Annotated in this window: 26 protein-coding genes; 20 read left to right on the top strand and 6 right to left on the bottom strand. The window is 60.7% G+C overall.

All coding sequences use genetic code 11. The annotated features are described in order from the left end of the window. Genes U1A53_RS26385 through U1A53_RS26360 form a run of 6 tightly spaced genes read left to right on the top strand, consistent with a single transcriptional unit; the run spans position 1 to position 6,444 of the window. The gene (locus U1A53_RS26385) at positions 1-582 is read left to right on the top strand and encodes an SIS domain-containing protein (RefSeq protein WP_322284910.1); all 582 of its coding nucleotides are present in this window, start codon (positions 1-3) and stop codon (positions 580-582) included. A gap of 21 nt (positions 583-603) precedes the next feature. Further along, positions 604-1,905, top strand: coding sequence for a flippase (locus U1A53_RS26380; protein ID WP_322284909.1), 1,302 nt, complete (start codon positions 604-606; stop codon positions 1,903-1,905). A gap of 4 nt (positions 1,906-1,909) precedes the next feature. Further along, positions 1,910-3,469 carry a hypothetical protein gene (locus U1A53_RS26375; RefSeq protein WP_322284908.1) on the top strand — a complete coding sequence of 520 codons (1,560 nt, stop codon included), beginning with the start codon at positions 1,910-1,912 and terminating at the stop codon, positions 3,467-3,469. Then, complete coding sequence (locus U1A53_RS26370; protein ID WP_322284907.1) at positions 3,462-4,565, top strand: hypothetical protein; 1,104 nt, start codon at positions 3,462-3,464, stop codon at positions 4,563-4,565. The genes U1A53_RS26375 and U1A53_RS26370 overlap by 8 nt, the downstream gene beginning before the upstream one ends. Next, complete coding sequence (locus U1A53_RS26365) at positions 4,562-5,713, top strand: glycosyltransferase (RefSeq protein WP_322284906.1); 1,152 nt, start codon at positions 4,562-4,564, stop codon at positions 5,711-5,713. Before U1A53_RS26370 ends, U1A53_RS26365 begins: the two co-directional genes overlap by 4 nt. Then, on the top strand, positions 5,710-6,444 hold the full coding sequence (locus tag U1A53_RS26360) for a class I SAM-dependent methyltransferase (protein WP_322284905.1): 735 nt from the start codon (positions 5,710-5,712) through the stop codon (positions 6,442-6,444). Before U1A53_RS26365 ends, U1A53_RS26360 begins: the two co-directional genes overlap by 4 nt. On the opposite strand, the gene U1A53_RS26355 is transcribed toward U1A53_RS26360, so the two are convergent. Next, complete coding sequence (locus U1A53_RS26355; protein WP_322284904.1) at positions 6,422-7,453, bottom strand: glycosyltransferase family 9 protein; 1,032 nt, start codon at positions 7,451-7,453, stop codon at positions 6,422-6,424. The genes U1A53_RS26360 and U1A53_RS26355 overlap by 23 nt on opposite strands. Here U1A53_RS26355 and U1A53_RS26350 point away from each other — a divergent pair. From U1A53_RS26350 to U1A53_RS26305, 10 genes are all read left to right on the top strand, one after another. Continuing rightward, on the top strand, positions 7,452-8,243 hold the full coding sequence (locus U1A53_RS26350; RefSeq protein ID WP_322284903.1) for a class I SAM-dependent methyltransferase: 792 nt from the start codon (positions 7,452-7,454) through the stop codon (positions 8,241-8,243). The two genes, U1A53_RS26355 and U1A53_RS26350, sit on opposite strands and share 2 nt — an antisense overlap. After that, on the top strand, positions 8,240-9,205 hold the full coding sequence (locus U1A53_RS26345) for an exosortase/archaeosortase family protein (protein ID WP_322284902.1): 966 nt from the start codon (positions 8,240-8,242) through the stop codon (positions 9,203-9,205). The genes U1A53_RS26350 and U1A53_RS26345 overlap by 4 nt, the downstream gene beginning before the upstream one ends. Further along, positions 9,202-9,915 (top strand): exosortase-associated EpsI family protein, encoded by a 714-nt coding sequence (locus U1A53_RS26340; RefSeq protein ID WP_322284901.1) that lies wholly within the window; start codon positions 9,202-9,204, stop codon positions 9,913-9,915. Before U1A53_RS26345 ends, U1A53_RS26340 begins: the two co-directional genes overlap by 4 nt. After that, positions 9,912-10,712: an ATP-dependent sacrificial sulfur transferase LarE gene (gene larE / locus U1A53_RS26335; protein ID WP_322284900.1), complete on the top strand. Its 801-nt coding sequence runs from the start codon at positions 9,912-9,914 to the stop codon at positions 10,710-10,712. Before U1A53_RS26340 ends, larE begins: the two co-directional genes overlap by 4 nt. Continuing rightward, entirely contained in the window at positions 10,709-11,470 is a 762-nt protein-coding gene (gene larB, locus U1A53_RS26330; RefSeq protein WP_322284899.1) for a nickel pincer cofactor biosynthesis protein LarB, read from the top strand. Before larE ends, larB begins: the two co-directional genes overlap by 4 nt. Before the next feature lie 119 nt (positions 11,471-11,589). Beyond that, positions 11,590-12,360, top strand: coding sequence for a hypothetical protein (locus U1A53_RS26325; RefSeq protein WP_322284898.1), 771 nt, complete (start codon positions 11,590-11,592; stop codon positions 12,358-12,360). Between the two features lie 66 nt (positions 12,361-12,426). Next, the gene (locus U1A53_RS26320) at positions 12,427-13,821 is read left to right on the top strand and encodes a hypothetical protein (protein ID WP_322284897.1); all 1,395 of its coding nucleotides are present in this window, start codon (positions 12,427-12,429) and stop codon (positions 13,819-13,821) included. Next, on the top strand, positions 13,818-14,282 hold the full coding sequence (locus tag U1A53_RS26315) for a hypothetical protein (protein WP_322284896.1): 465 nt from the start codon (positions 13,818-13,820) through the stop codon (positions 14,280-14,282). The genes U1A53_RS26320 and U1A53_RS26315 overlap by 4 nt, the downstream gene beginning before the upstream one ends. 24 nt (positions 14,283-14,306) lie before the next feature. Further along, a complete protein-coding gene (locus U1A53_RS26310; RefSeq protein WP_322284895.1) occupies positions 14,307-16,484 on the top strand; it encodes a bi-domain-containing oxidoreductase in 2,178 nt (725 codons plus the stop codon). Beyond that, the gene (locus U1A53_RS26305) at positions 16,484-18,322 is read left to right on the top strand and encodes an alginate lyase family protein (RefSeq protein ID WP_322284894.1); all 1,839 of its coding nucleotides are present in this window, start codon (positions 16,484-16,486) and stop codon (positions 18,320-18,322) included. Before U1A53_RS26310 ends, U1A53_RS26305 begins: the two co-directional genes overlap by 1 nt. A gap of 67 nt (positions 18,323-18,389) precedes the next feature. Here U1A53_RS26305 and U1A53_RS26300 read toward each other — a convergent pair whose 3' ends face one another. The 5 genes from U1A53_RS26300 to U1A53_RS26280 form a co-directional block, all read right to left on the bottom strand. Then, positions 18,390-20,018: a peptide ABC transporter substrate-binding protein gene (locus tag U1A53_RS26300; RefSeq protein WP_322284893.1), complete on the bottom strand. Its 1,629-nt coding sequence runs from the start codon at positions 20,016-20,018 to the stop codon at positions 18,390-18,392. Positions 20,019-20,227: 209 nt separating this feature from the next. Then, complete coding sequence (locus U1A53_RS26295; RefSeq protein WP_322284892.1) at positions 20,228-20,560, bottom strand: hypothetical protein; 333 nt, start codon at positions 20,558-20,560, stop codon at positions 20,228-20,230. 79 nt (positions 20,561-20,639) lie between these two features. Further along, the gene (locus U1A53_RS26290) at positions 20,640-21,476 is read right to left on the bottom strand and encodes an ABC transporter permease (RefSeq protein ID WP_322284917.1); all 837 of its coding nucleotides are present in this window, start codon (positions 21,474-21,476) and stop codon (positions 20,640-20,642) included. A 29-nt stretch (positions 21,477-21,505) separates the two neighbouring features. After that, positions 21,506-22,426, bottom strand: coding sequence for an ABC transporter permease (locus U1A53_RS26285; RefSeq protein WP_322284891.1), 921 nt, complete (start codon positions 22,424-22,426; stop codon positions 21,506-21,508). Next, complete coding sequence (locus tag U1A53_RS26280) at positions 22,423-23,199, bottom strand: creatininase family protein (RefSeq protein ID WP_322284889.1); 777 nt, start codon at positions 23,197-23,199, stop codon at positions 22,423-22,425. The genes U1A53_RS26285 and U1A53_RS26280 overlap by 4 nt, the downstream gene beginning before the upstream one ends. 112 nt (positions 23,200-23,311) lie before the next feature. Here U1A53_RS26280 and U1A53_RS26275 point away from each other — a divergent pair, with 112 nt between their 5' ends. Genes U1A53_RS26275 through U1A53_RS26260 form a run of 4 tightly spaced genes read left to right on the top strand, consistent with a single transcriptional unit; the run spans position 23,312 to position 25,563 of the window. After that, positions 23,312-24,601, top strand: coding sequence for a c-type cytochrome domain-containing protein (locus tag U1A53_RS26275; protein ID WP_322284888.1), 1,290 nt, complete (start codon positions 23,312-23,314; stop codon positions 24,599-24,601). 60 nt (positions 24,602-24,661) lie between these two features. Beyond that, on the top strand, positions 24,662-24,964 hold the full coding sequence (locus U1A53_RS26270; protein WP_322284887.1) for a hypothetical protein: 303 nt from the start codon (positions 24,662-24,664) through the stop codon (positions 24,962-24,964). After that, positions 24,961-25,329 (top strand): CoA-binding protein, encoded by a 369-nt coding sequence (locus U1A53_RS26265; protein ID WP_322284886.1) that lies wholly within the window; start codon positions 24,961-24,963, stop codon positions 25,327-25,329. Before U1A53_RS26270 ends, U1A53_RS26265 begins: the two co-directional genes overlap by 4 nt. A gap of 39 nt (positions 25,330-25,368) precedes the next feature. Continuing rightward, complete coding sequence (locus U1A53_RS26260) at positions 25,369-25,563, top strand: hypothetical protein (RefSeq protein WP_322284885.1); 195 nt, start codon at positions 25,369-25,371, stop codon at positions 25,561-25,563. The last annotated feature ends 35 nt before the right edge of the window (positions 25,564-25,598 follow it).

Below are 25,598 nucleotides of genomic sequence, written 5' to 3'. Positions count from 1 at the left end.
ATGAGCACCGATTTTTCATCCCTTTTCAAAACGCACCTCGGCGAGCATCAGGACGCCATCGCCAAACTCAGTGCGATGAACGATCAAATCGCCCCGCTGGCCGAAGCCTGGCTCACCGCGCTGCGAAATGGGAAAAAAATCATCTTCTTCGGCAATGGTGGCAGCGCCGCCGATGCGCAGCATCTCGCTGCCGAACTCGTCGTGCGTTATCGCATCAACCGTCCCGCTCTCGCTGGTCTAGCCTTAACCACCGACACTTCGATTCTCACCGCGCACAGCAACGACTTCGGCTTTGCAACCGTCTTTTCGCGCCAGATCGAAGCTCTCGCCCAGCCCGGCGATGTTGCCATCGGCATCTCGACTTCAGGCACGAGTAAAAACATTCTCCTCGGCCTCCAGGCAGCCAACGCACGCGGCTGCGTCACCATCGCCTTCACGGGTGAAAAGGGCGCGGACTGTGCCGTTGAGGCCAAACTGAGCTTCAAAGCGCCTTCTGCGATCACCGCACGCGTCCAGGAATGCCATCTCCTCATCGGGCATCTTCTCTGCGATGTCGCAGAGCAAAGCTTTGCGGCAGCTTAAAGCCCGCCACTCGCGTCCTTCATGGTCGCTGGCAGTCACATCCTCAAAACGCTCTCGCTGGCGACGACGCTGCGCATGGCACGCCTGTTGTTGAGCTTCGTGCTCACCTGCGCGCTCGCGCGTCACCTCGGCGGTGCCGGATTCGGCCATCTCGCCGTCGCCATGGCCGTCGTTTCGATTTTGCTGAGCGTTGGCGAGCTTGGATTCGCACGCTACACCGTGCGCGAACTCATGAAGCATGGCAGCGATCAGCCCGCCGTGCTCGGAATCACGATCACCGCACGCTTCATCGTCTCTGTGGTTCTTTTCGCCGGTTTGATTGCCTGGATTGGCTGGCGCAGACCCGAAGGAGCGCTGCTTCTCGCAGTCTATGGCACGCAGATCCTCACCAATCCTGCCACCGAGACACTCGCATGGCTGGAAGCCCACGGACGTGTTTCAAAGGCGGTCATCGCTCAATTCATTGGCTTCATCGTCAGCGCCTTTTGCATCGCCCTCGGCATCTGGCAAAACGCCCCGCTCTGGTTCTTCGCTTTGACCTACGCTCTCGAAGGCTGGGTCTTCATCGCTCTCAGTGCCTTCGTGTTCTGGCATCATGGCGGTCGTGTCAAACCCCGCGCCTTCCAATTCTCCCGCGCACTTGCCCTTGTCAGCCGTTCCTGGCCCGAGCTCGCTTCGCAGGCCGCTCTCATCCTGCTATTCCGTCTCGACACCATGATGATCGAATGGCTGCGCGGCCCGGAAGAGGCGGGCATCTACGGCGCTGCCGTTCGCGTCTCCGAAATGGCCTACTTCGTGCCCGGCATCCTTGCCACGCTATTCCTGCCGCGTTTGATGGAGGCTCGTCAAAACGACTCTGTCTTGTTTGAAAAGCGTGTCGTCGATTACCTCTCCGCCTCGGTCATCCTTTCCTTCGTCGTGGCCGCCGGGCTGCTGCTTCTCTCACCCTGGATGTCCACCGCCTTTGGCAGTGAATTCGCCCGCAGCGGCGAAATGCTCCGCGTTCACGCCTGGGCCTTTATTCCGTACGCCATCGGCATCGCCCGCACGCAGATCCTCACCGTCGAAGATCGTCTCGCGGCCAATCTCTCTTCCGTCATCCTCGCCGTGGCCATCAATGCCTGGCTCAATCTCGTTTGGATTCCCGCACACGGCGGTGTCGGTGCCGCCTGGGCAACGCTCGTGTCCTACACGCTCGCGTGGGTCGTCTGCACCTATCTGTCTCCTGGTTTGCGCATGCATGTCTCCGGTTTCATGACGAGCGCTTTCGTCGGACTGCCGCGTTTCACGCTGTTGCGCGTTCGTGCGCTGCTTCATCCCTGATCTTATGCAAGGAAAGGCATTCATCATCTTCCTCGGCGGCATCGGCGCGGTGTACGTCATGCTCTCCGTGCTGCTCGCTGGTGGCAACTCCATCGGCGCTCTCGCGCAGTTCCTTTCGCTTGGCTCCTTCGTTCTCGCCGTGGTGCAGCCACGCCTCGCGCTCTACCTTATGGTCATCTATGCCGGTTACAGCGACCTGCTGAAGCGCATGATGATCTTCGACGGCCACGTCACCATGAACGACGTCATGTGGGTGCGCGCTTTGTGCCCGCTCACACTCGCCGGCATCTGTCTCGGCACGCTCGTGCGTTCACTGCATGACGGCAGCCTGTATCAACGGCGCAAATTGATCTCCCTGCTCGTCTGCATCCTGGGCTTCATCATCTCCGCCGTCTCCGCGTTGCGCAGCGGCGGTGGTTTCAACGCGGCCGCCACGCAGCTCGCCGATGGCGCGGCCTACATGTTTCTGCTGTTCGTCGTTCCCTGCGTCTTCCGCACGCCGGAGCAAATCGTCACCTTTATCAAATACTGCCTCATCATCTTCATACCCGTCGCGCTCTACGGCCTCAAGCAGCAGATCTTCGGCCTCAGTGACTTCGAAATCGAGTACCTGCGCTCCGGCCTCACCGTTCTCTCCAAACATCTCGACGACGTGCGTCCGCGCCCCTTCTCCACGCTCGTGGACAGCTCCCCCTTCGGCACGAGCTGCGCCATCTGCGCCTGCCTTGCGCTTATGGTGCGCCGCCATCATCGCGACACCGGTACGCACGCCTGGGGCATGATGAGCTTCGTGTTCTTTGGCATCTTTGTCGCTGGCTGCGTCGCCAGCATGACGCGCTTTGCCAACATCAACTGGGCCTTGCCTCTGCTGCTGCTGCCAGTGCTGCGCAGCGCGCGTGGCACGGTCACGCTCTATGCGTCCGTCACCGCCTTGTTCTTCACCGCCTGCATCTTCGCGCAGGATTTGATCAACTGGGTCACCAAGCTCACGCTCTTGGCGCTCGAAAGCTTCGGCGGCACCGCCATCGGCGAGCAGTTCGCGCGCTTCTGGACCATCTGCGACCGCCTGGAGGGCATGCACGATCTCGTGCACAACCCGCTCATGTGGACCATGTTCGGCTATGGCACCAAAGGAGCCGCCGACATGCATGAGGCGCGCATGGTCGCCAGCCACGATCTCATCTCCAACCTGCTGCTCGAAATCGGCTGGCTGCCGCTCAGTCTCGTGCTCATCATCGCCGCGCTCGCGCTGCATTCCTTCCATCGCAGCGTTCTCCGTCTGCGTGGCACGCCCACCTTCAGCATCTGCCTGTGGATGGTCGGCATCGAGTTCGGCCTCCTCGTTCACAACGTCTTTGCCGGCAACGTCACCTCCACCTTCCCGGTGAATTTCTTCTTCTGGTTTATCGCCGGCGCTTTGAACGCCTGCATCATTCATCAGGAAAGCCTGCGGGTAAAAAAAAGCCTGCCGTCACAACCTGCGCCACAGCCGGTGCATCTGCATCATCCGGCCTTCGCTCGCACTCAAACCGTGCCGTTCAATCGCACCCTGCCGCATGGCTGATTCATCCCAGCTCGTCGTCCTGGCTCCTTACGCCCTGCGCGATTGGAGCGGCAGGCCGCGTCGTTTCCTCGATCCAGCGCCGATGCCGTTTCGCAGCAAAGCGCTCGTCGGTGCGTGGTTTCAAAACGACGAGCAGCTCGAACGCGACTATCACCGCCGCCAGCGCGGCACCACACGCCGCATGGTCGATGCGTTCCGCCTCATCGTGCAAAACTACACCACGCTGCATCGTGTCCGCATGATCTACTGCCTCGACGGCATGCATTACGCGATCCTGCTCATGCTCGCGCGTTTCGGCATGTTCCGCACCGAAGGCAAAATCATCCGTCGCGTCGCCTTTCACGACACCGCATGGCAAAACCTCGCCGCGAAACTGCGTACCGCCCCTGCCGCCTTCCAAATCGAGTGCATCACGCACGAGCAGTTTGCCTCCGCCGCTAAACATCTCGGAGCTCATCGCGTCGTCTCACGCCCGTGGAAAATCGACACCGGCTGGTTCCAGCCTGCGCCCGATGCGCTGCATCTCCGTGCTCTTCTGCCCGGCAATATCAGCCGCGACGAATCCATCGTGCCGCCACTGCTTCACAGTGGCATCTCCATCACGCGCATTGCCCGTTCGGACTCGTTGCACGCCCGTTTCGCCACCGAAATTGCCGATCCGCGCTTCGAACTCGTCACCAATGCCTCGCATCGTGAGTACCTCGAGCATCTGCTTGCCGCGCCCGCTGTTTTGCTGCCCATCGTTCCTTGCGATGGCTCCGCCGGCCTCACCGCAGCGCTGGAGGCCATCGCCGCTGGCATTCCTGTTCTCGCCAACCGCAGCATGGGACTCACCGAACTCTTTGCCGAGTGCCAGTATCCCGTACCGATGCTCCACAACCTCGATCCCGAAGCCTGGACACACGCCTATCGTCAAATCGATGAGCGGCACGATTCTCCCGAGTTCCTCGAAGCGCTCGAACACTCACGCCGCCTGCTGCTCAAGCACCACCGCATCCTGCCTGCAGGCGACGATTGGGCGCAAATCTTCGCCGCTGCCTGTGCCGCCGAATCGCCCGCTTACGAAACGAGTCTGCACGAAGCCTCCACCGCATGAGACCCGGCCTGCTGCTCATCAGTCATACCTACGCCGCGCTCGAAAACCGTAAGAAGCTCCAGGCGCTCGCCGCGCATTTCGATCTCGTCTGCGTCACTTCCACCATCGAGCAGCGCGTCATCCTCGGCCGTCCGTCCTCCGACTTCGACAACGACAGTGATGCGCCCACACGCAGCTACCAGCTCATTCGTCTCTCCCGGCGTGGTCAACGCGACACCACCTTCCTCTATGCTGGCCTTGCCGCCGTCATGCGCTCACGCCGCTTCGATGTCATCCTCGTCGAAAACGAACCCTGGGCTGTCGTCTGCTGGCAGGCACGCTTTTGGAAGTCGGTGCTTCAACCGCATGCTCTGTTCGGCGAATTCACCTGGGAAAATGTCGAGCGTCCCGGCTGGAAGGGTTTCATCCTCGCACGAATCTATCGCTGCATGACTGCCACGACTGATTTCATCATCGCTGGCAATCAAGCAGCCACACAACTTGTGCAAAAGCGTGGCGCACGAAAAGAAAACGTCATTGTCGCTCCGCAACTCGGCATCGATCTCGTCAATCATCAGCCCGCGTCGCGCGCAGAGCGCGATGAACTGCGCAAAGCCCAAGGATTGCCTTCAGACACCTTCATCATTGGTTACTGCGGCCGTTTGACCGAGGAAAAAGGCATTCGCGAGCTGTTTCAGGCCTGCGACGACTTGGGAAGCGTCCATCTCGCCCTTCTCGGCTCCGGCGTACTCGAATCGTGGCTCAAGGAACAGCAGAAAACACGTCCTTGGCTTCATCTGTTGCCGCCACGGCCGCATTTCGAGATTCCCGCCTTCCTGCGCTGTCTCGATGTCTTTGTGCTCGCCAGCAAACCCGTGCGCACGATGACCATGTGCTGGGAAGAGCAGTTCGGCCATGTTCTCATCGAAGCCATGGCCTGCGGAGTCGCCACGCTTGGGTCCAGCAGCGGTGCCATCCCCGAGGTCATCAATCACGAAGAAGCCATTTTCCCCCATGGCGATGCGCAGGCGCTTGCCGGGTGCATTCGCCGGGTGATGAACGGCGCTTCCATGGCGCATAGCCAGCTCGAACACACCCGCACTCATTACACCCATGGCGCTGTCGCTGCCGACTGGGCCGGGTTCATCCATCAAAAGATCGCCGCATGAGCACTTACCGCGACATCCTCTATCGCGACTATTCCGCCTCCTTTGGTGGGCAGAAAGCTCTCGATGTCAGCGTGCAGCATGCGCAATACGACGCCACTTACGATCAACTGCCGCCGAAGCGGGATGCCATCATCGCCGATCTCGGGTGTGGGAAGGGCGAATGGCTCGCCTGGATAGCAGCCAAGGGTTTCTCCAAACTCACCGGCGTCGATCTCTCGCCTGCCGATCTCGCCATCGCCCGTCAAAACGATCCCTCGCGCAACTGGGTGCAGGAAAACGTCATCACCTTCCTCGAATCGCAAGATGCCGCGTTCGATCTGCTGCACGCGAAGGACATCATCGAGCACTTCACCAAGGATGAGTTTATCCGCTTTCTTACTGCCGCCAAAAACGCGCTCAAACCCGGCGGCGAACTGTGGCTGCTGACCTTCAACGCGCAAAGCCCGCTCTCGTCCGCCATCCGCTACGGCGACTTCACCCACGAGATCGGCCTCACTCCCGCCAGCATGGCCCAGTGCCTCCGCGCCTGCGGCTTCAAGCACATCTCCGTTCAAGGCCGCCACTACTGCTCCAACTCCACCAGTGGCCAGATTCGCCGCATCCTTGGTCACATGGTCTTCAAGCTGGCCGGTTTGCTCCTGAAAATACGCCACGGCGAAGCAGCGAAGGAACGTTTCATCGACCTGCGCTGCACGCAGCCCGATCTATTCACGATGGCCTGCAAAGTTTGATCACCCGCTCATGCACCGCATCGACGCTCCAGCGATTCAAGCACGCCATCGGTGCTTGCACGTTCAGGCAGCGATTCACCGGCTTTGTGGCGCTGTCACACGGCTGGCAGCTCAATCTCGGCTCACGCAGCAAATCAAACCTCTCCCGATGCCACGCCGGATCCCAGCGCGACGAGGATGGTCCGATCAAAATGACTCCTGGAATGCCACAAGCCGACGCGATGTGCATCGGTCCCGAATTGTTGCCGACAAACAGCTTCGCTCCCGCGATCACACGCACCAGCTCATCCAGCGTGCTTGTCTTCACTCGCTGCACCGCGTCGCTCAAACCAGCGTCATCCGCTTGATCAATCCAGCGCACCGCATGCGTCTCCGCCAGCCGGTTCGCCAGCTCAACGAAGTTTCTCATCGGCCAGCGTTGATACTCGCGGCTCGCTCCCGCGTGAATCACAATCGCACCCGATTCATCGCGTCCGAACGCATTCAAATCCGGTGTCGGCATTGTCCCCGACAACTCAAAGTGCGTCATGGCAATGATCCAATTGTGTGAAGCCCCGGACAGGTTCTCGCTCACCGCAACACGATAAGGAATCAGGAAATTCAGCTTCACATGCGGTGTTTGCGGTCCCACACACAGCTTCGCGCCGCTCAAGCGCGCCAGCAGATGCGCCACGTTGCCTTGATCATCGCCGAGCAAGCAGGCATCCGGCTTCAAAGCCCGCAATTCAGCCGCCATGCGGGCCAGCAACCAGGGTTTGCGCCATGCGCCATTGAACTGCGCCGTTTCAAACACGCGCAGTTCCACCTGCGGGCAGCAGACTTCATACAACCGCGCCGCCGTCGGACTCGTGAGCACCACGATGCGCCAGTCGGGATGCGCCGCCACGAGCGATTGCACGACAGGCAGGAACACGACGTTGTCGCCGAGTTGGTTCACTTTAAAGACGAGCAGCGTCATGCTGGCGAACCCTACCATCACGCGTGACAGGCACGCAACGACTTGTGTCATGAGCGCGGCTCCTAAATGCCCCGCCTGTGACACAACCGCCAAGGCCGAGATCGGCCAGGCAGGTGCCTGCCACCTCTGGTGCTGTGCCTGCGGCCTCGTCTTTGCCGACCGTGCGACCTGGTGTGATCCGTATTCGAGCCGCGATTACTACGATCCGGCCAACCAGCCTGTGGAAAGCTATCCTCTCCGGGTCACTGCCACCGAGCGCGACCGCATCGCTAGCGTGCGGCGCTTCATTCAGACCGGCCGCTTGCTCGATTTCGGCGGCGGCATCGGCAGGACCGCGCTTGCCGCCCATGAGGCCGGTTTTTCCGCTCTCGTGCTCGAAGACAGTCACAAAGCCGTGAGCGATGGGAAAGCGCATCATCCCGAGATCGCATGGCTCGAAGGCAAAACGATCCCCGACAGCATCGCCGATAGCAGTCTCGATGTGATTACCCTGTTTCATGTGCTGGAGCACCTTGCAGATCCGTGTGTCGTGCTGGCACAAATCCACCAGAAGCTCCGTCCTGGCGCCTTGCTGGTGATTGAAGTGCCGAACTGGGGCAGTCACATGCGCCGTCTGCGCGGCCTGCGCTGGCAGTTCGTGCTCGATCATCATGTGAATCATTTCACCGCGGCCAGTTTGACGTCGTTGGTGGAAAAATCAGGCTTCCAACGCTGTGCGGTCGAGTTTCGCCGCACATTTGCCATCAATGAAAGCAAGCCTTGGAAGGAGCCGCTGAAGAAACTGCTGTGTCTGCTCGGTTTCGGCGACATTCTCCGCTGCGCCTTCCGCAAAACCGCATGAACCGCAAGCAAGTCATCTCCTGGATCATGCTGGCCACCAGCCTCGTGCTGCTGATGGCCGTGCAGCCATATGCCGCGGGCTACGGCCACTTTCGCCGCACGATACTCGCTGAGCTGCTAATGCAGTGGAAGGATGCCACATGGCAGCATGGTGCGTTGCTGCCGTTCATTGTCGGTTACTTGCTCTGGCGGCGGCGAAATGAGGTCGCGCAGCTTCCAGAATCATCGAACCGATGGGGTTTCGTGCTCATTGTCCTGGCCTTGTTCCTCTACTTCGCCGGATTTCGCGCCAACAATTTCTACTGCGGCTATCTCGCGATCATGGTGCTGCTTGCGGGCACGGCGCTTTGGCTGGAAGGCGGGCAGCGCAGTCGTGTCCGGCTGTTTGCGTGGCTGATGCTCGGCTTCCTGTGGCCGCTGCCATTTCTGGAGGAGAGCATTGGCTATCAGATGCGGCTCATCATGGTGCAAGCGACAGGCTTCGTGCTGAATGCCGTCGGTGTCGATGCGCTCGTGTCCGGCACCGCGTTGCAATCCATGCCAAACCTCGAATTCGGCCGGAAGGCGGGCGAGTTGTTCAGCGTGGGCATCGCCGCTCCATGCTCCGGCATGCGCTCGCTGTTTGCGCTGTTGGTAGTCGGGGCACTGTTCAGTTACTTCCGCCAGCGCGTGATGTGGCGCAGGTTCGCGCTGTTCAGCACAATCCTGCCAATCGCCATCGTGGCGAACATGGTGCGCATCCTTGTGCTGATCTTCGCGGCGATGATCTTCGGCCAGAACTGGGCCATCGGCGATGTGGAGAAGGAAGTCTCCGCCTTCCACGAACTCACCGGCATCGTGGTCTTTCTTGTCGCGCTGCTGCTGCTTCAATCCGCCTCCTGGCTGCTGAACCGTCTATGCAGCGGACTCGGCTTCAAACGCTCACGCACCATTTCGCGTCAGGTTGTCTCCTCCGTGTCATGATCGCCCGTGCCTTCATTCTTTTCGCGCTCTGCGGCATGACCATGCTGCTGTGCCAGTTCTCACCACAGGCCAAAGGTGGCGATGAAGCGGGCGTGCTGGCTGAGTTGCCGATGGTGGCGGGCAGTTTCGTCGGCGAATCCGAGCCGCCAAGCGACAAGGAGCGCGCGTTGCTCCCCGCCGACACGATCATCGTGAAACGTGCCTATCGCACACCAGGTCGCTCGGTGGAGAATCGCGATCTCGCGCACGCCTCGCTCGTCATCGCCGGGAATGACAGTCGCAGCATTCATCGCCCCGAGGTGTGCCTCGACGGCCAGGGCTGGACGGTCACCGATTCACGCGTGCGTGAGGTCAAACTGATCTCTGGCGGAGTTCTGCGCGTGCGGGATCTCGCCATTGAGCGCGAAGTGCTGCTCGATGACGGCACCAAGCTGCCGCTGCGTGCGCACTATGTTTACTGGTTCGTCGGCGTCGATGTCAGCACGCCGAGCAACCTTGAGCGGCAGATGTTGAGCCTGCGTGACAGCGTGCTGCACAACGTGAACCATCGCTGGGCCTACCCGTCCGTGATGGCCCGCGTCACGGACAATCTCACGCCGCAGCAAAGTGGCGAGCGTCGTCGCAATGATGAGGAAACCGTCGAAATGATCCTCTCCCTCATCCGCAGCCTTGCGCCGCGTTTGCAGAAGGATTTGATGCCACACTCATGATTTCCAAGCTCCTCGCTCACCTCAAGCCTCTTGGCCGTGTCGCCGTCGCCTACTCCGGCGGCGTGGACAGTTCGCTGGTGCTGAAGGCCGCGCTCGATGCGCTGGGGGACGAAAACGTTGTCGCGCTTCTCGCCGTCTCACCCAGTTTGCCGAAGAGTGAGAAAGACGAGGCCACCGCACTCGCCAACCAACTCGGTGCTCGTCTTGAACTGCTGCCCACGGAGGAAACGAACGATCCTGCGTATCAGGCGAACGCGCCGAACCGATGCTACTTTTGCAAGGATCACGTCTATCGCGCCCTGCGGCAGTTTACGGAGCAAAACGGCATCGCCCATGTGCTCGACGGCATGAACGCCGAGGACACGCTGGATGTGCGCCCCGGTCGCGCCGCCGCGCGTGAGCTGAAAATCCTCAGTCCGTTGCACGATCTCGGTTTCAGGAAAAAAGACGTGCGCGAAGCCGCCCAAGCCCTCGGCTTGCCGAACTGGGACAAGCCTGCCGCCGCCTGTCTCGCCTCGCGTGTGCCGTACGGCACGAGCGTGACGCCCAAACTGCTCTCGCAGATCGAACGCGCCGAGGCCGCGCTGTTTGATCTCGGCTTTCGTGAGCTGCGCGTGCGCCATCATGGCGATGTCGCTCGTCTGGAGGTGCCCGAGGCCGATTTGCCGCGTGCCTTGCAGCAGCGCGAGGAAATCACCTCCGCGTTGCGTGCCGTCGGTTACACTTACATCACGCTCGATCTCGCCGGTTTGCGCTCCGGCAGCATGAATGAAGTGCTTCAAGCCCGCGCTGTATGAACGAATCGAAACTCCGCGAACTCCTGACCCAAGTCAGCGAAGGCAAGCTCCCGCCTGATCAGGTGCTGGAACGTCTGCGCACGCTGCCCTTTGCCGAAGCCGGCCAGGTGCTTGCCGACACTCATCGCGTCATCCGCCAGGGCTTCCCCGAAGCCGTTTATGCTGAAGGCAAGACGCTCACACAAACCTCCGATGCCCTCACCGCCCTCGTCGCCGCGCATGGCTGCGCTCTCGCAACACGCGTGACACCCGAGATGGCCACCCTGTTGCTCCAACGCTTTCCCACCGGTAGTTACGATGGTGTCTCGCGGCTGTACCGCATCGGCCAGATGGAGGGCTCATTCAAATCGGCTCCCGTGGCCGTTGTGTGCGCTGGAACGTCGGATTTGCCAGTCGCCGAAGAAGCCGCGCAGACGCTCGAATTTGCCGGAGCCAGGGTGAATCGCATCACCGATGTCGGCGTGGCCGGGTTGCATCGTCTTCTGGCCCGGCTCGATGATTTGCGCAGCGCCAGCCTCGTCATCGCCATCGCGGGCATGGAAGGTGCGCTGCCCAGCGTCCTCGGCGGCCTCGTCGCAGCACCGGTGATCGCCGTGCCGACCAGCATCGGCTACGGCGCGAACCTCGGCGGCATCGCCGCCTTGCTCAGCATGCTCAACTCCTGCTCCAGCGGCCTCACCGTCGTGAACATCGACAACGGGTTCGGGGCCGCCATGGCGGCGATACGGATCTTGAGCACGCATGCCAACCGGACTTGAACAGGCTGAACGAGGAGACAATCCGGCTTATTTTATGGTTTTCATAAATTAAACCTCGATTTAGGTCGATTATGTCATAAATTTCATAATCTATGAAACTGTCTAGGTTCCTTTTGCCAATGCTTGCTGCTTTAACCGCCACGGCCAGCGCCGCCACCATTTCGGTGGCCGGAGTGGACGACAATGGCTCGGGAGGCGTGTACGAAATCGACGGCCAGAACTACTGGTGGATGTGCGTGGAGCCAGGACCGCCCGCAGTGCAGGTGCCGACCTTGGGGCAGACAATCACGGCGGACTCGCAGTCGTTCCTGGACGGCTGGGACCAGCAGAACACCGAACGCCTTGGCATTTACACCGGCGACCCATCCCTCTACACCACGGCCATTCCGCGTCAGGTTGCGGTGATGGAATATGTGCTCGACACCTACCTGCCTTGGAACACGCTGGCGGGCCCTTCAGGCCGCTTCATCGAGCAGAGCAGCGACTCCTCGCTCTATGCGAACGACGATGCCTTCTACAATCCGTTCTTCGCCGTGCAGAATTTCCTGTCCGAGACCTACGGCAAGACGGTGAAGGAGGACTTCACCGACATGAGCGATTTTGTGAACTACTACGATGGCAGCATCACCCCGGCGGGCATCGCACGTTCCGGCATCTTCCAAGACATCCTCACCGATGTGGAGGGCAAAGGAAACGCCTTCTTCGACACTTACACTGCCACCCACGGCTACTACATCGCCAACACGCTGTTTCCCTCGGCCGACCCGGACAACTGGCAGGACGCCCTCATCATCGCCTCCTTTGCTCCGGTGCCGGAGCCGGGCAGTGCGATGCTGATCGCCTGCTGCGGCGTGGCCTGGATGGTGCGCCGTCGGCGTCGGCTGGCGTAATTGCTGAGTAGTCCGCGAGTCCGCTCGCGGTTCATTTTAAGCCACCGCGACAGAGTCGCGGACGACATGTCTCTCGAAGACACCCTCTATCCGCTGCTCAAGCTCTACGAGGCAGCGCCGCAGCCGGTCAAATCACTGGCAGGACGGGCGTATCGGGCGATTCCTGCCAAGCTGCGCTACGGCTCGGCCTACACACGGTTTCAAAACGAGGCGCGGGAGGTGGAGATGTGGGATGTGGAGACGGTCCGGCGGTATCAGGTGGCAGCATTGCGCGAATCACTGATCGCGGCCTCGAAAGCACCGTTTTACGCGGAGCGCTTCGCGGCCTGCGGTGTTGATCCAGCAAAGTTTGAGTCGCTGGAGCAACTGGCGGACTATCCGCTGCTAACGAAACAGGATCTCCTTTTACATCGCGAGCAGATGGTGAACCCAGAGTTCGCCGCGAAACAGCGCATCTACATCACCACCGGCGGATCGAGCGGCGTGCCGGTCGGATTTTATCTGCACAAGGGCGTGAGTCGGCCCAAAGAACAGGCTTACCTCGAAGCGCAGTGGTCACGGCGCGGGTATCGCGTGGGAGATCGCGTGGCGGTGATTCGTGGTGGCGTCACGTCGAGCAAGGCACGCGGCGGCATCAGCTACTACGATGCGACGCGGAACTGGCTCATCCTGTCCTCGTATCACCTCACGCCGGAGCGTCTGCCGGAGTATGTGGCCGCGTTGAACCAGTTTCGCCCGCAGCACCTGCATGCGTATCCCAGCGCGGCACTCATGTTGGCACGCGGACTGGCGCAGGCGGGGTTGAAGCTCGATTTCCCACTCACTTCGCTGCTCTGCGGTTCGGAGAAGCTCACCCCCGAGTCACAGCAGCATCTGGAGGAGTTCTTCGGTGCCCGCGTCTGCCACTGGTATGGTCACAGCGAGCGCGTGGTGCTCGCCGCGCAGGGGCGCACCTCGAATCACCTGCATTTCTGGCCGACCTACGGCTTCGTCGAGTTCGGCGAGGCAAATGCCGACGGCCATCGCGAAATCATCGGCACCTCGTTTCACAATCACGTCATGCCGCTGATTCGGTATCGCACAGGAGATCTGGCGAAAATGACGAATGACGAAGGCGGAATGACGAGTGCCGTGGTTTCGGAGGTCGTGGGCCGCGACTACGAGTTTCTCATCAGCGCCACCGGTCGCCGCATCTCACTCACCGCGATCAACATGCACGACAACATCTTCGACGGCCTCCTGGCCGTGCAGTTCTTCCAAGAACGACCCGGCGAAGTGGAATGCCGCTTTCAACCCGGCCCGCAGTGGCAAAGTAGCCGTGCGGAGGCGATGCGGGCGGGCTTGCTGAAGAAATTGGGCGATGATTTTACCCTCACGCTGCGTGAGGTGCAGGAAGTGGAGAAGACAAGTGCCGGAAAGCACAAATGGATATCCACCGCAAGAGTGCATAGTTCACTATGAACCCGTCCAAACTTGAAAAAGAATTGCGTACTCAGATCAAAGTTGAACTGAATCACCTGAGTGAGCGGTTGACAAAGGAACTCCAGGAAATCTTGGGCGTTAAAGCGCCCGAAAGTTGCAGTTCATTAAGATTTGAATTCGATTCTCCAGAATTCAGCGACCGCTTCCCCGTGGTTTATTACTGGCTGAAGGGTGATGGACAAGCATCCAAAGTCCAGACGCTACTGAAATCCACAAAGTCCACGATACCTGAGGCAGTGTTAGAAGACCCCAAGTATGATCAAGAGGGACTGGATACTTGGGACATCGCCTCTACAGAGTTTGTGTCATGGTTTGCCAAATGTTGGAGAAAGGCAGGCGGTCGTCACTCGACCTTACCTGCGTTTATCGCACATCATGACAGCATTTATGCATTCGATCTGCTTAACGGACGCGAAGTTTGTGAGACTGATGAATCCTAACCACGGAGATCGGCCTATTACTGAATGAAACAACTCGCCCAATACCAAGACGGACGCCTGGAACTCCAGGACGTCCCTGCGCCGGTGCCGCCACCGGGGGGGATTCTGGTGCGGACGACGTGTTCGGTGATCTCGCCGGGGACGGAGCGGATGAAGGTGGAGCAGGCGCGGATGTCGCTTCTGCAAAAGGCGAAGGCGCGGCCTGATCAGGTCAAGAAGGTGATCGACACGGCGAAGACGCTGGGCTGGAAGGCGGCGCTGGAGAAAGTGCGCAACCGGCTCGAATCGCCGACGCCACTGGGCTACTCGGCGGCGGGCGTGGTGGTGGCGGTGGATGAGTTGAACTCACGTTTCCGTGTCGGTGATCGCGTGGCCTGCGGCGGCGCGGAGTGCGCGTTTCATGCGGAGATGATCTCGGTGCCGGATCTGCTGGCGGCGCCGGTTCCCGAGGGCGTGGAGGACTGGCAGGCGGCTTACACGACGCTGGCGTCGATCTCGATGCAGGCGGTGCGTCAGGCCGAGGTACGGCTGGGAGATCGCGTGATGGTCATGGGCCAGGGACTCGTCGGCCTGCTGGCAACAAGTTTGCTCAAGGCCTCCGGTGCCCGTGTGCTGGCGGTGGATTTCGTTTCATCGCGTCTGCAAACCGCGCTGGCGATGGGTGCGGAGCGGGTGGTGAATCCGGCGGAGACAAAGGTCGAGGACGTGGTGCGTGAATGGACGAACGGGCACGGCGTGGACGCGGTGATCATCTGCGTGGGCGGCAAGTCGAGCGGTCCGGCGGACCAGGCGATCGCGTGTCTGCGGGATCGAGGCGTGATGGTGATCACCGGCATTTACGATGCCGAACTGTCCTGGAAGACGGCCTACATGAAAGACATCCATGTGCGCTACTCGCGCAGCTACGGCCCGGGACGTTACGATCCGCAGTACGAGTGGGGCGGGAAGGATTACCCCATCGGCTATGTGCGCTGGACGGAGAACCGGAACTTTGAAGCGTGTCTGGAGCTGATGCACACGGGTCAGCTCGATTTGAAGCCCGTGACGACGCGGCGGGTGGGGTTTGAGGGTGTGCTGGAGGTTTATGACAAGCTGGAGAGCGAGCTAGGGGTCGTGATTGAGTATTGTAGTCCCGGCTTTAGTCGGCCTGAGGAGGTGAAGCCTGCTGCGGAGTCACAGATCCAGGACCGCCTAAAGGCGGAACTACAGAACGGCGTTGAGACGCTCGATGTCATCGGCGCAGGGAACTTTGCCCGCACGATGTTGCTGCCGCATGTGAAAGGGGAAATCACACTCGGCACCATCGTCAACGCCACTGGCCTCAGCGCTCGTCATGTGAAGGAGAAGTTCGGCTTCGCGAACGCGGAAACAGATGCGGCGAAAGTGCTCGGAGGTGAAACAGGCTGCCAGCCTGTGGGTTCGGAACAGGCTGGCAGCCTGTCTCACGCGGCGGTGATGATCGGCACACGTCACCATCTGCATGCGCCACTGGTGCTGAAGGCGCTGCAAAGCGGGAAGCACACGTTTGTGGAGAAACCACTTTGTCTCACTCGCGAAGAACTGTCTCAGATTGATGAGGCGATGAGTTCCACCACTGGCAGCATCATGGTGGGCTTCAACCGGCGTTTTGCACCAGCGACGCTCGCGATGATGCAAACGCTGCAAATCATCCCAGGACCGAAGACATTGGCCTTCCATGTGAACGCAGGCGTTCTGGCACCGGATCACTGGTATGCGAACGTGGATGAAAGCGGCGGTCGCGTGCTCGGCGAAGCCTGTCACTTTTTTGATTTCGCCTGCCATGTGCTCGGCAGACCGGTGAAGGTGACGGCGCAGACGGTGGGCCGCCCGACGGTGCCGGATTCAGTGACGGCTCAAATTGAGTTCGCGGATGGATCGTCGGCACAGATCGTTTATTCGGCGGAAGGCGACCCGGCGTTTCCCAAGGAATCGTTTCGTGTGTTTGCCAACGGTTCTGTTATAGAGTGCGAGAACTTCATGAGGCTCTCCATTTTCCAAAATCGCAAACAGACGGTGAAGAAATTCGCCTCGAAAGGCCATGCGGAGGAAATGGCGGCCTGGCTGGCCTTTTTGAAGGGCGGTTCACCGCATCCGCTGCCGTATGAGGAGGCGCGGCAGAGCATGCGACTGACATTTGCGGTGCTGGAGTCGATCCGCGAGGGACGGGGAATCGTGTTGTGATGAAGAAAAAGATGTCGTGGTATGCGCACCGGCTGCGTGCGATGAGCCTGGGCGAGATCGGGCGTCGCGTGGTGGAGCGTTGGGGACGGCTGGGCGAAGCCGCGAATCTCAAAAAGATCTCGCGCAAGGCATGGGACGGCACGTTTGCCGATTATCCAAAGCTGCCGTGGCGTGAACGCGTGCCGCCGGAGCTGCGCAAACAACTGGCTGCCGATGCGGAGAAGCTGGTGCGCGGCGAGTGGAGGCTGTTCGGCTGGAAAAGCGTCGAGGTCGGCGCGCCGCCCTGCTGGCATCGCGATGCGACGCTGGGCGTGGTGATTGATCCCGACATTCCGGCTCGGAAGCTGGATCATCGACATCTGGAGCACGATGCCGATGCAAGGGCAATCTGGGAGATCAATCGCTGGTCCGAAATGACGCGCATGGCGATGCACAGCGCGCTCAATGGCGATGTGCATGCCATCCGCGTCTCACAGCTCTGGCTCGAAGACTGGTGCGACCGCAACCCGCCCGGCCACGGCATCAACTGGACGAGTCCGCTCGAAGCAGGACTGCGTCTGATGAACTTCTGCTGGTTCGACGCGCTCGTGCGCGGCTGCAACGACCCCGAACTGGCGCGTCGTCAGGATGAGCTCACGGCGCGCATCGTCCCGGTGCATGCATGGTGGGTCTGGCGGCGCAAATCCTTCGGTTCCTCGGCGAACAACCATCTCATCGGTGAATTGAGCGCCCTCGTGATGGCGATCACGCGCTGGCCGTCGCTGGCGCTCATGACCTGTCCGGCGCAACGCGTGTGGAAGCTGCTGGAGCGCGAGATTTTGCGTCAGTTCGCGTCTGATGGCGGCAACAAGGAGCAGGCGCTGCATTATCACCTCTTTGCGTGGGAAATGAGCTGGCATGCGGGTCTGGCGTCGGATGGTTTGAAAGGCGAGGTGCTGGAACGGCTGACGAAAGCGGCGCAGTTCTTCGTGGACGTCGTCGAAGCACCCGAATGCTGGGATTTCGGCGACTCGGATGACGCGCAGGTCCTGCCGCTGGCGGTAAAGCGTTCGAATGTGGCCGCTGAGTTTCGCGGCTGGCTGCTGGGCCGGGCGGATGGCTCGGCGTTGCGCTACTGGCTGGGCGAGCCGCCGAAAGGTGTGAAAGCATCCATGCGCAGCAAGTGGCTGCTGCAGCCGGAGAGCGGGCAGGCGGTCTGGCGCGATGCACGCTGGACGGTGCGTGCCGATGCGTCGCCGCTCGGCCTTGGCAGCATGGCGGCGCACGGGCATCTCGATGCGTTGCATGTCTCGCTCTGGTTTGAGCAGCATGCGCTGGTCATTGATCCGGGGACTGGTGCCTATTACGGCAACACCGCGCTGCGCTCGCGTCTCGCCTCGTGGGAGGCCCACAACGGCCCGGTGCCCGTTGCTGGTCGTCATACACCGCAGCGTTTGGGGCCGTTTCTCTGGATGAAACATCATGCAGCGCCCAAACTGAAGGTTCATGAGGACATCTGTGTCACAAGCCTCGAATGCGACGGGCAGTGCGTGCAGCGTGCTGTGCATGTGGCTGAGGGTTACGTGGAGATCTGCGATGAGGTCAGCCACGAAACATTGCATGTGGTGACGTGGCAGCTTGCGCCCGGCTGGAGCGTCGAGCGTGAACGCCAAAACGGTTTTGTCTGCAAGCATGCCGAGTCCATTCCGGTGCATGCGACGTTGAACGGTGATCACATTGAACAATGGGAAATCGTGGAACGCGAGGCATCGCCGCATTTTCGTGAGCTGGTGCCGTCCCAAGCGGTGAAGATCACCTTCAAGGGCACGCTCACGACGATCTGGCGCAAGGCCGGGTGATTGGCAGCACAGTTTGAAGCAAGCGCGAGGCGCGGGAGATGATCCCGCGCCTTTTTGTTTTCATCAATCACGGTTTCAGTTCCACTGCCTTGTAGCAGCGGTGTTCGAGCACTGAGGGCAGCAGGCCCTTGACCTCAGGACGCATCAAGTATGAATGCGTGTACCAATAGATCGGCAGCATGGGGGCTTCATTGAGGAGGATGGTCTCGGCCTCGTTGAGCAGTTGCAGGCGCCTGGCGGCATCGCCTTCGCGGAAGCTTTGATTGATGAGTTCGTCGTAGCGTTTGTTGCCCCAGCCGGTGTTGTTGTTGCCGTCGCCGGTCTGCCAGATGGCGAGGAAGGTGGAGGGATCGAGGTAGTCGCCGACCCAGCCGAAGCGGGCGATCTGGTAGTCGAATTTGCGCTGCGATTCCAGATAGACGCCCCAGTCCTGGTTTAAAACACCGGCTGGAACGTTGAGGTGCTGCTTCCACATGGCCTGCACGGCCTCGGCGATCGAACGATGAGATTCGCTGGTGTTGATGAGGATGTCGAAAGGCGGAAAACCTTTGCCATTGGGGAAACCTGCCTCGGCGAGGAGGCGTCGCGCCTCAGCCGGATCGAAGCGCATGATGTCCGGGACTTTGTAGTCGGCATTGCAACCGGGCGGAGTGAGCCCCGTGGCGGGTTGTTGTCCGGCACGGAGGATGTTGCGTGTGATGCTTTCGCGGTCGATGGCGAAAGCGAGCGCCTTGCGCACCAGCGGATTGTCGAAGGGCTTCTTCGTGGTGTTGCAGCGATACATGTACACGCTGAGCAGCGGATCGTTGTGGAAGAAGGGCGACTTCGCCTCGCGATAAACGGGGATCTTAGACAGCGGCATGGTGAGCGTGACGTGGAGCTGTCCGTCGTTGAAGGCGAGTTCCTCAGTGGTGTCGCTGGAGATGGGGAGGAAGACGATGCCGTTGAGCTTCACGTTCGCGGCGTCCCAGTAGTGCGGGTTGCGTTCGACTTCGACGGCTTGGTTAACATCCCAGCGCTTGAGCTTGAAGGCGCCGTTGCTGACCATGTTGGCGGGGCGTGTCCAGCGCGTGTTGCGGTCGCTGATTTTGCCGTGCTTCTCGATGGCGTGCTGCGGCACGGGGAACCACGAGTAGTGCTTGATCATGCTGGGCAGGTAGGGCGCAGGGCCCTTGAGCGCGATTTGCAGCGTGTGGAGATCGAGCGCCTTCACGCCGACCTCAGAGAAGTCCTTGATCTTGCCGGTGTGGTACTCCTCGGCGTTGAGCAGAGGGTAGAGCATGTTCGCGTAATCGGCGCCGAGCTGTGCGGTGAGGATGCGCTGGTAGGCATAGAGGAAATCGGCGGCAGTGAGCGGTGAGCCATCGCTCCATTTGCCGTCCGGCTGAAGTTTGAAGGTCCAGGTGGTGAAGTTTTCATGCGTCCAAGAGGCTGCGGCACCGGGGGCATCGCCATCAGGATTGCCGGGGGCGGGGGCGATGAGGCCTTCGAAGAGGGCGTGAAAAATCATGTGCTCCGGCTGGCCGCTGGCGAGTTGGGGATCGAGCGTGGCGGGTTCGGAGCCGTTGCCGGCGAGGAGAATGCCGTTGCGGTTTGCCTCCTCGACCCGTGTGGGCCGGTGTGTGCGCACATGATGAAACCACGCAATGCCACCGACGAAGGTGGCGAGAATGAAGACACGAATGATCCAGCGCATGACCGCGAACATGACACGCGGGCAGGTGTTCGTGCAACTGGAGTGGTGAGGCGACGGTGTGGTGCAATGGAGTGATGGAGTGGTGGGTTTTGATGTCCTTCCACCACTCCAATACTCCACGACTCCATCCGCTCGTCCGGACAAACAAACGACCCCGCCATGCATGGGCGGGGCCGCGTGGGGGTTTCAGAATTCAGATTCCGGCGCTACTACCTGCCGAAACCGAAGTTGAAACTGATGCCGCTGCGCGGGCGGCTGTAGGAAGGGCGGTAACCGCTGTAGCCGTGCTGATGGTGGCCGTGACCGTAGCCCGGATTGTAGCCATAGTTCGGCTGCTGCGGAGGCAGCGTCACCCACTGGCCGATCGGGCGGCCGCAATGATCGTAACCGACGATGCGATACTGGGCGACAATCGGCGTGCCGCAGGAGTTGTACCCAACCACACGGGTCTGGCCGTTGCAGAAGTGGTCGGCTTTGGCGGTGGAGGGAGCTGCAAAGCCAAGAACGGCGGCCGCAGCAAGGACAGAGAAGAGTGTTTTCATGGGAGGGTGGAATTTGTTTCCGCACTCTCTGACGAGGCCGCTTCCGGCCTATTCAGGTTCCATGAAAATATTTTTTCGCCTAGTGCTGAGACGAGGATTTGGGATCGAAGGCGTCGCGCAAGCCGTCGCCCAGCAGATTCAAGGCAAGCAACGTGGCGGAGAAGAAGATGCCGGGATAAAGCAGCAACCAGGGATAGGTCTCCATGGAGTTCGCACCTTCACGAATCAGCACGCCCCAGCTCGCATCGGGCGGCTGGATGCCGAGGCCGAGGAAACTCAGCGCCGCCTCCAGCAGCATGACACCGGGCACGGTGAGACTGGCGTAGATGATGACGGGGCCGATCACATTGGGCAGCAGGTGCTTCCACACGATGTGCCAGAAGCCCGCACCGCTGGCGCGTGCGGCGGTGATGAATTCGAGGTTTTTTAATGCGAGCACCTGTCCGCGCACCACACGCGCCATCGTCAGCCATTCCACCGCGCCAATCGCGACAAAGATGAGCCAGAACTCACGACCGACGATGACCATGAGGAGGATGACGAAGTTGATGAAGGGAAACGCATACAGGATGTCCACGATGCGCATCATCGCAGCGTCAGTGCGACCGCCCGCAAGGCCGGAAATCATGCCGTAAAACACGCCGATGATCGCGGCGACCGTGGTGGCGAGCAAACCGACCTCCAGCGACACACGGCCGCCGTGCAGGATGCGCGTGATCATATCGCGCCCGAGTGGATCCGTGCCGAGCCAGTGCGAGAAGCTTGGATCCGTGGCCTTGAGCTCGAGATCCTGCTGCGCCTGCTCGTAAGGCGAGAGGGAAGGCCCGACAGCGCACAAAACGACGAGCGCGACGAGAAACCAAAGCGCCCAGGCATTGATGCGGTGTCGCATGAGCCGCCGCCATGCGGCCCGCATGGGTGAAATGCCGGTTGTTGCGGAACTGCTCATGCGTGAAGACGGATGCGTGGGTTGAGCAGCGCCTGGAGGATGTCCACCAGCAGGTTGAAGCCGACGATGAGCGCGGCGTAGAAGGTGGAGATGGCGATCGTGAGCTGGTGATCGCCGTTGGTGGCCGCGGCGATGAAGAACTGGCCGAGGCCGGGCAATTGGAAGATGGTTTCGACAATGAACGAGCCCGTGAGCAATCCTGCGGCGGCGGGGCCAAGAAAATTGAGCACTGGCAGGCTGGCGAGCTTCATCGCATGCAGAAACACGACCGATGTCTCGCCCGCCCCCTTGGCACGGGCGGTGCGTATGAATTCCTGCGCCAGTGTCTCGCGCAAACTGCCACGCGTGAGCCTCGCGATGTAGGCGCTGTAAATGATGCCGAGCGTGAGCGCGGGCAGCACCCAGTCCGACGAATCAAACCAGCCGGAGACGTTGAACCAGCGCAGCTTCAATCCGAACAGCATCGCGATCAGCGGTCCCAGCACCATGCTGGGTGCGCAGATGCCGAGTGTGGCCACGAGCGTGCTGCCACGATCCTCGAGCGTGTTGGGTCGCAGCGCTGCAATGGCTCCGAGCGGCACACCAATGGCCAGTGCAATGAGCAGGGCCGCCACACCCACGGTCGCCGATACCGGGAAGCCGGAGGCGATGATCTCATCCACGCCACGGCCTTTGTAGTGATACGAGTCGGGCAGATTGAGCGTGGCGTAGTGTTTGAGCTGAAGTCCAAGCTGCACAATCCATGGCTTGTCGAGGCCGTAGTAAGCCCGCTGCGCCGCAATCGCTTCAGGCGTGGCGTTGCGCTCAGCGCGGATCGGCCCGCCCGGCACCATCTGTGACAGTGTGAAGGTGATCGTGATCACCGCGAAGATCACGATGATGCCCTGGACGATGCGGCTGACGAGAAAGCGGATCATTTCGACTTCTCGTAAAGATCGCTGATGTCAGCGGTGGCGAGATCAATGAGATACGTCGCGATTTTCGCGCCAAGGGCCTCGAAGTAGCGCTTGCCTTTCTCCGCAGTGGAATGCTGCGGATCGCCGGAGCCGGTGTCATTCGTGGCTTTGGTCCAAGCGCGTTGTGCCCATGCCCACTTTTCGTGGATGGCCTTGAGTTTCCAATGGTTGTCAGTGCCGGAGCCCCATTCGGCCTTCGGCAGTACCAGATCGGGATGTAGATGAATCATGAGGCTGGTCTCGCGCTCATCAGCGTGATCGCCGACGATGGTGAAGATGTCGTCGCCTTTGACCGCGTTGAACCACGAGACGGTGGAGAGGAACATCTTCGGGTGCCGTGCCTGAAGCTCGCGCAGCATCTGGCGGAAATCGTTGCCGCCGTGGCCGTTCATGATGACGAATTTCATCACGCCGACGCCTTCGAGGCTGCTGATCACGTCCTCGAGCACCATCATCTGCGTGGTGGGATTCATGTTGATGCAAAATGGCACATCAAGCTGGCCGGTCTGCACGCCGAAGGGCATGTTTGGCAGGATGCCGACCTTGGTGCCTGCTTCCCAGGCGATACGGCCCGCTTCGGCGGCGATGGCGTCATTTTGCAGCGAGTCGGTGGCATAGGGCAGGTGCCAGTTGTGAGCCTCCGTGGCTCCCCACGGCAGCATGGCAACCTCATAGCGTGTGGCTTTGACGTGCTTCCAATTCGTTTCGGCGATGATCCAAGGTCTCGGGCTCATGAGGCGATGTTAAAGAGGCATTCGTTTGATGCAAAGCAGACAAACTCGTCCATGGGAGACGTTTTCCTCAGCCCCCATGTTTCGTGCCCTGATTTTTCTATGCCTCTCCTCCATGGCTGCCGCGGAGGTGTCCTTCTCGAAGCAGATCGCGCCGATTTTGATCGACCAGTGCGTGGAGTGTCATCGTGCGGGCAAGGCGAAGGGAAGCTACCGGCTGGACACGGTCGAACTGATGCTCAAAGCGGGCGACAGCGAGGCCGCGCCTGTTGTGGCGGGCAAACCGGACGAGAGCGAACTGTTCCGTCTGATCGTGGCGCATGATGGAGACGACCGCATGCCCAAGAAGGCCGATGCGTTGTCTGAAAAGCAGATCGCGCTCATCCGTGAATGGATCGCCCGCGGTGCCAAGTTGGATGTGGCGGACAAGAAAGCCGCGCTGACGGCGGTGGTGCCGGAAAAGGAGGCAACCCTGGCGCCCGACAAGTATCCGCGTCCTCTGCCGGTCACAGCGCTGGCGCTGAGTCCGGACGGCGGCACTCTGGCATGCAGTGGTTATTTTGAAGTGACTTTGTGGGATGTGGCGACGGGGAAGCTCAAATCGCGACTTGGCGGCATGCCGGAGCGCGTGCTGGCGCTGGCGTGGACGGTGGATCATCAACTTGCGCTGGCAGGGGGCGTGCCGGGACGTTCGGGCGAAGTTTGGATCGTCGATCCGTCGAAACCTGCCGAGCGGAAGCGTCTCGTGAATGCCCGTGATTGCGTTTTGGCGATGGTCGCAAGCCCCGATGGCAAGTTGCTGGCCTGCGGTGGCGCGGACAACCTTGTGCGCTGCTTTGAGTTGCCCTCCGGAAAAATGAAGTGGCAGATCGAGCCGCACGCAGACTGGATCATGGGCCTGGCCTTCTCGCCCGACAGCCAACACATCGCCACGGCGAGTCGTGACCGCACCGCGAAGCGCATCGACGCCACGAGCGGGGAAATCGAAGCGACTTTCACCGGCCACGATTGCGCGGTTTTGAGCGTGGCATTCACTGCCGACAGCAAGGAAACGATCAGCGGTGACGTGGAGGGCGAGATTCGCCGCTGGGATCGGAATGGAGACGCGAAAAAAGACAGCACGCTGCGCCCAAACGGCCGCACGGAGGTGCTGGCGGTGGGTTTTCTCGACGCAGAGACGCCGCTGGCCGCAACGGGCAACGGCTCTGTCGTCTCGATGGATGCGAAGTCCCGCAAGACGAAGGAGAAGATCGCCCAGCATCAGGATCGTGTGAATGTGATGCTGGTGCTTCGCCACGACCAAACCACGCGTCTCATCACTGGCTGCCATGATGGTCGCGTGCTCATGAGCGAGGTGGGAAAGGCGGAGCCGGTCTTGCAATTTATGGCTTCGCCGGGATGGTGACACGCCATGTTTGAGTCACGCACCGCCCCGCTCATACCACGCCATGCGTTCCTGCGCCGCATGGTGACGTTCTTCGGCCTGGCGATCGGGGTGGCTGCCATGGCGCTGGCAATTGGCGTACTGGGTTATCATTTCATCGCCGGATTCGGCTGGATCGACAGTCTGCTGAACGCCTCGATGATTCTGGGCGGCATGGGGCCGGTGAACGAGCTGACTTCGGATGAGGCTAAGCTGTTCGCGTCGTTTTACGCATTGTTCAGCGGGCTGGTGCTCATTTCGGTGATGGGCATCGTGCTGGCACCGGCGGCGCATCGGGCGTTGCATCTGTTTCACCTCGACGAACAAGACATCGACAAATCATGAATACCGAACGCGTCGTCATCGTGGGGGCCAGTGACAATCCCGAACGCTACAGTTACCGGGCGCTGCTGATGCTGCGTCAGCACGGCCATGAAGTGGTGCCGGTGCATCCAAAGCTGGCGGAAATCGAGGGGATCGCGGTGGTGGCGGATGTGAGCCTGATTTCCGGCCCGGTGGACACGGTGACGATGTATGTCGGCGCGGCGATCTCGGCGGGATTGCAGGACAAGCTTGTCGCACTGAAGCCCCGCCGGGTGATTTTCAATCCTGGCGCAGAAAATGCGGTGCTGGCAGAGGCTTTGCAGAAAGCCGGGATTGCTTGCGAGGAGACCTGCACGCTGGTGTTGCTGAACACGGGGCAGTTTTGAACAAGCCGCCAGGCCCAGAGGTCTTATCTCCGCAATTCCATGCTCGAAATACAGAAAGCCAAAATCTACGAACGCAGCCGCATGCGGGCAAAGGGCGTGTCTGACGAGGAGATCAAACAGGCGCAGCATCTGCCGTTCCAGCCCGCCTTTGTGGAGGGAAAACGGAAACAACGGGCCGCGAACTCAACTGATGAGGTGCCGACGGGGCAGTTCTCGTTTCGCCGGCAAGGTTGAGCAGCGGTCTTGCCCGGCTGCAATGACCTGCTAGC

Source organism: Prosthecobacter sp. (assembly GCF_034366625.1).
In the GTDB taxonomy this organism is placed as follows: Bacteria; Verrucomicrobiota; Verrucomicrobiia; order Verrucomicrobiales; family Verrucomicrobiaceae; genus Prosthecobacter.
Note: the sequence above shows the minus strand (reverse complement) of the source record. Positions and strands in the feature narration are given on the sequence as shown.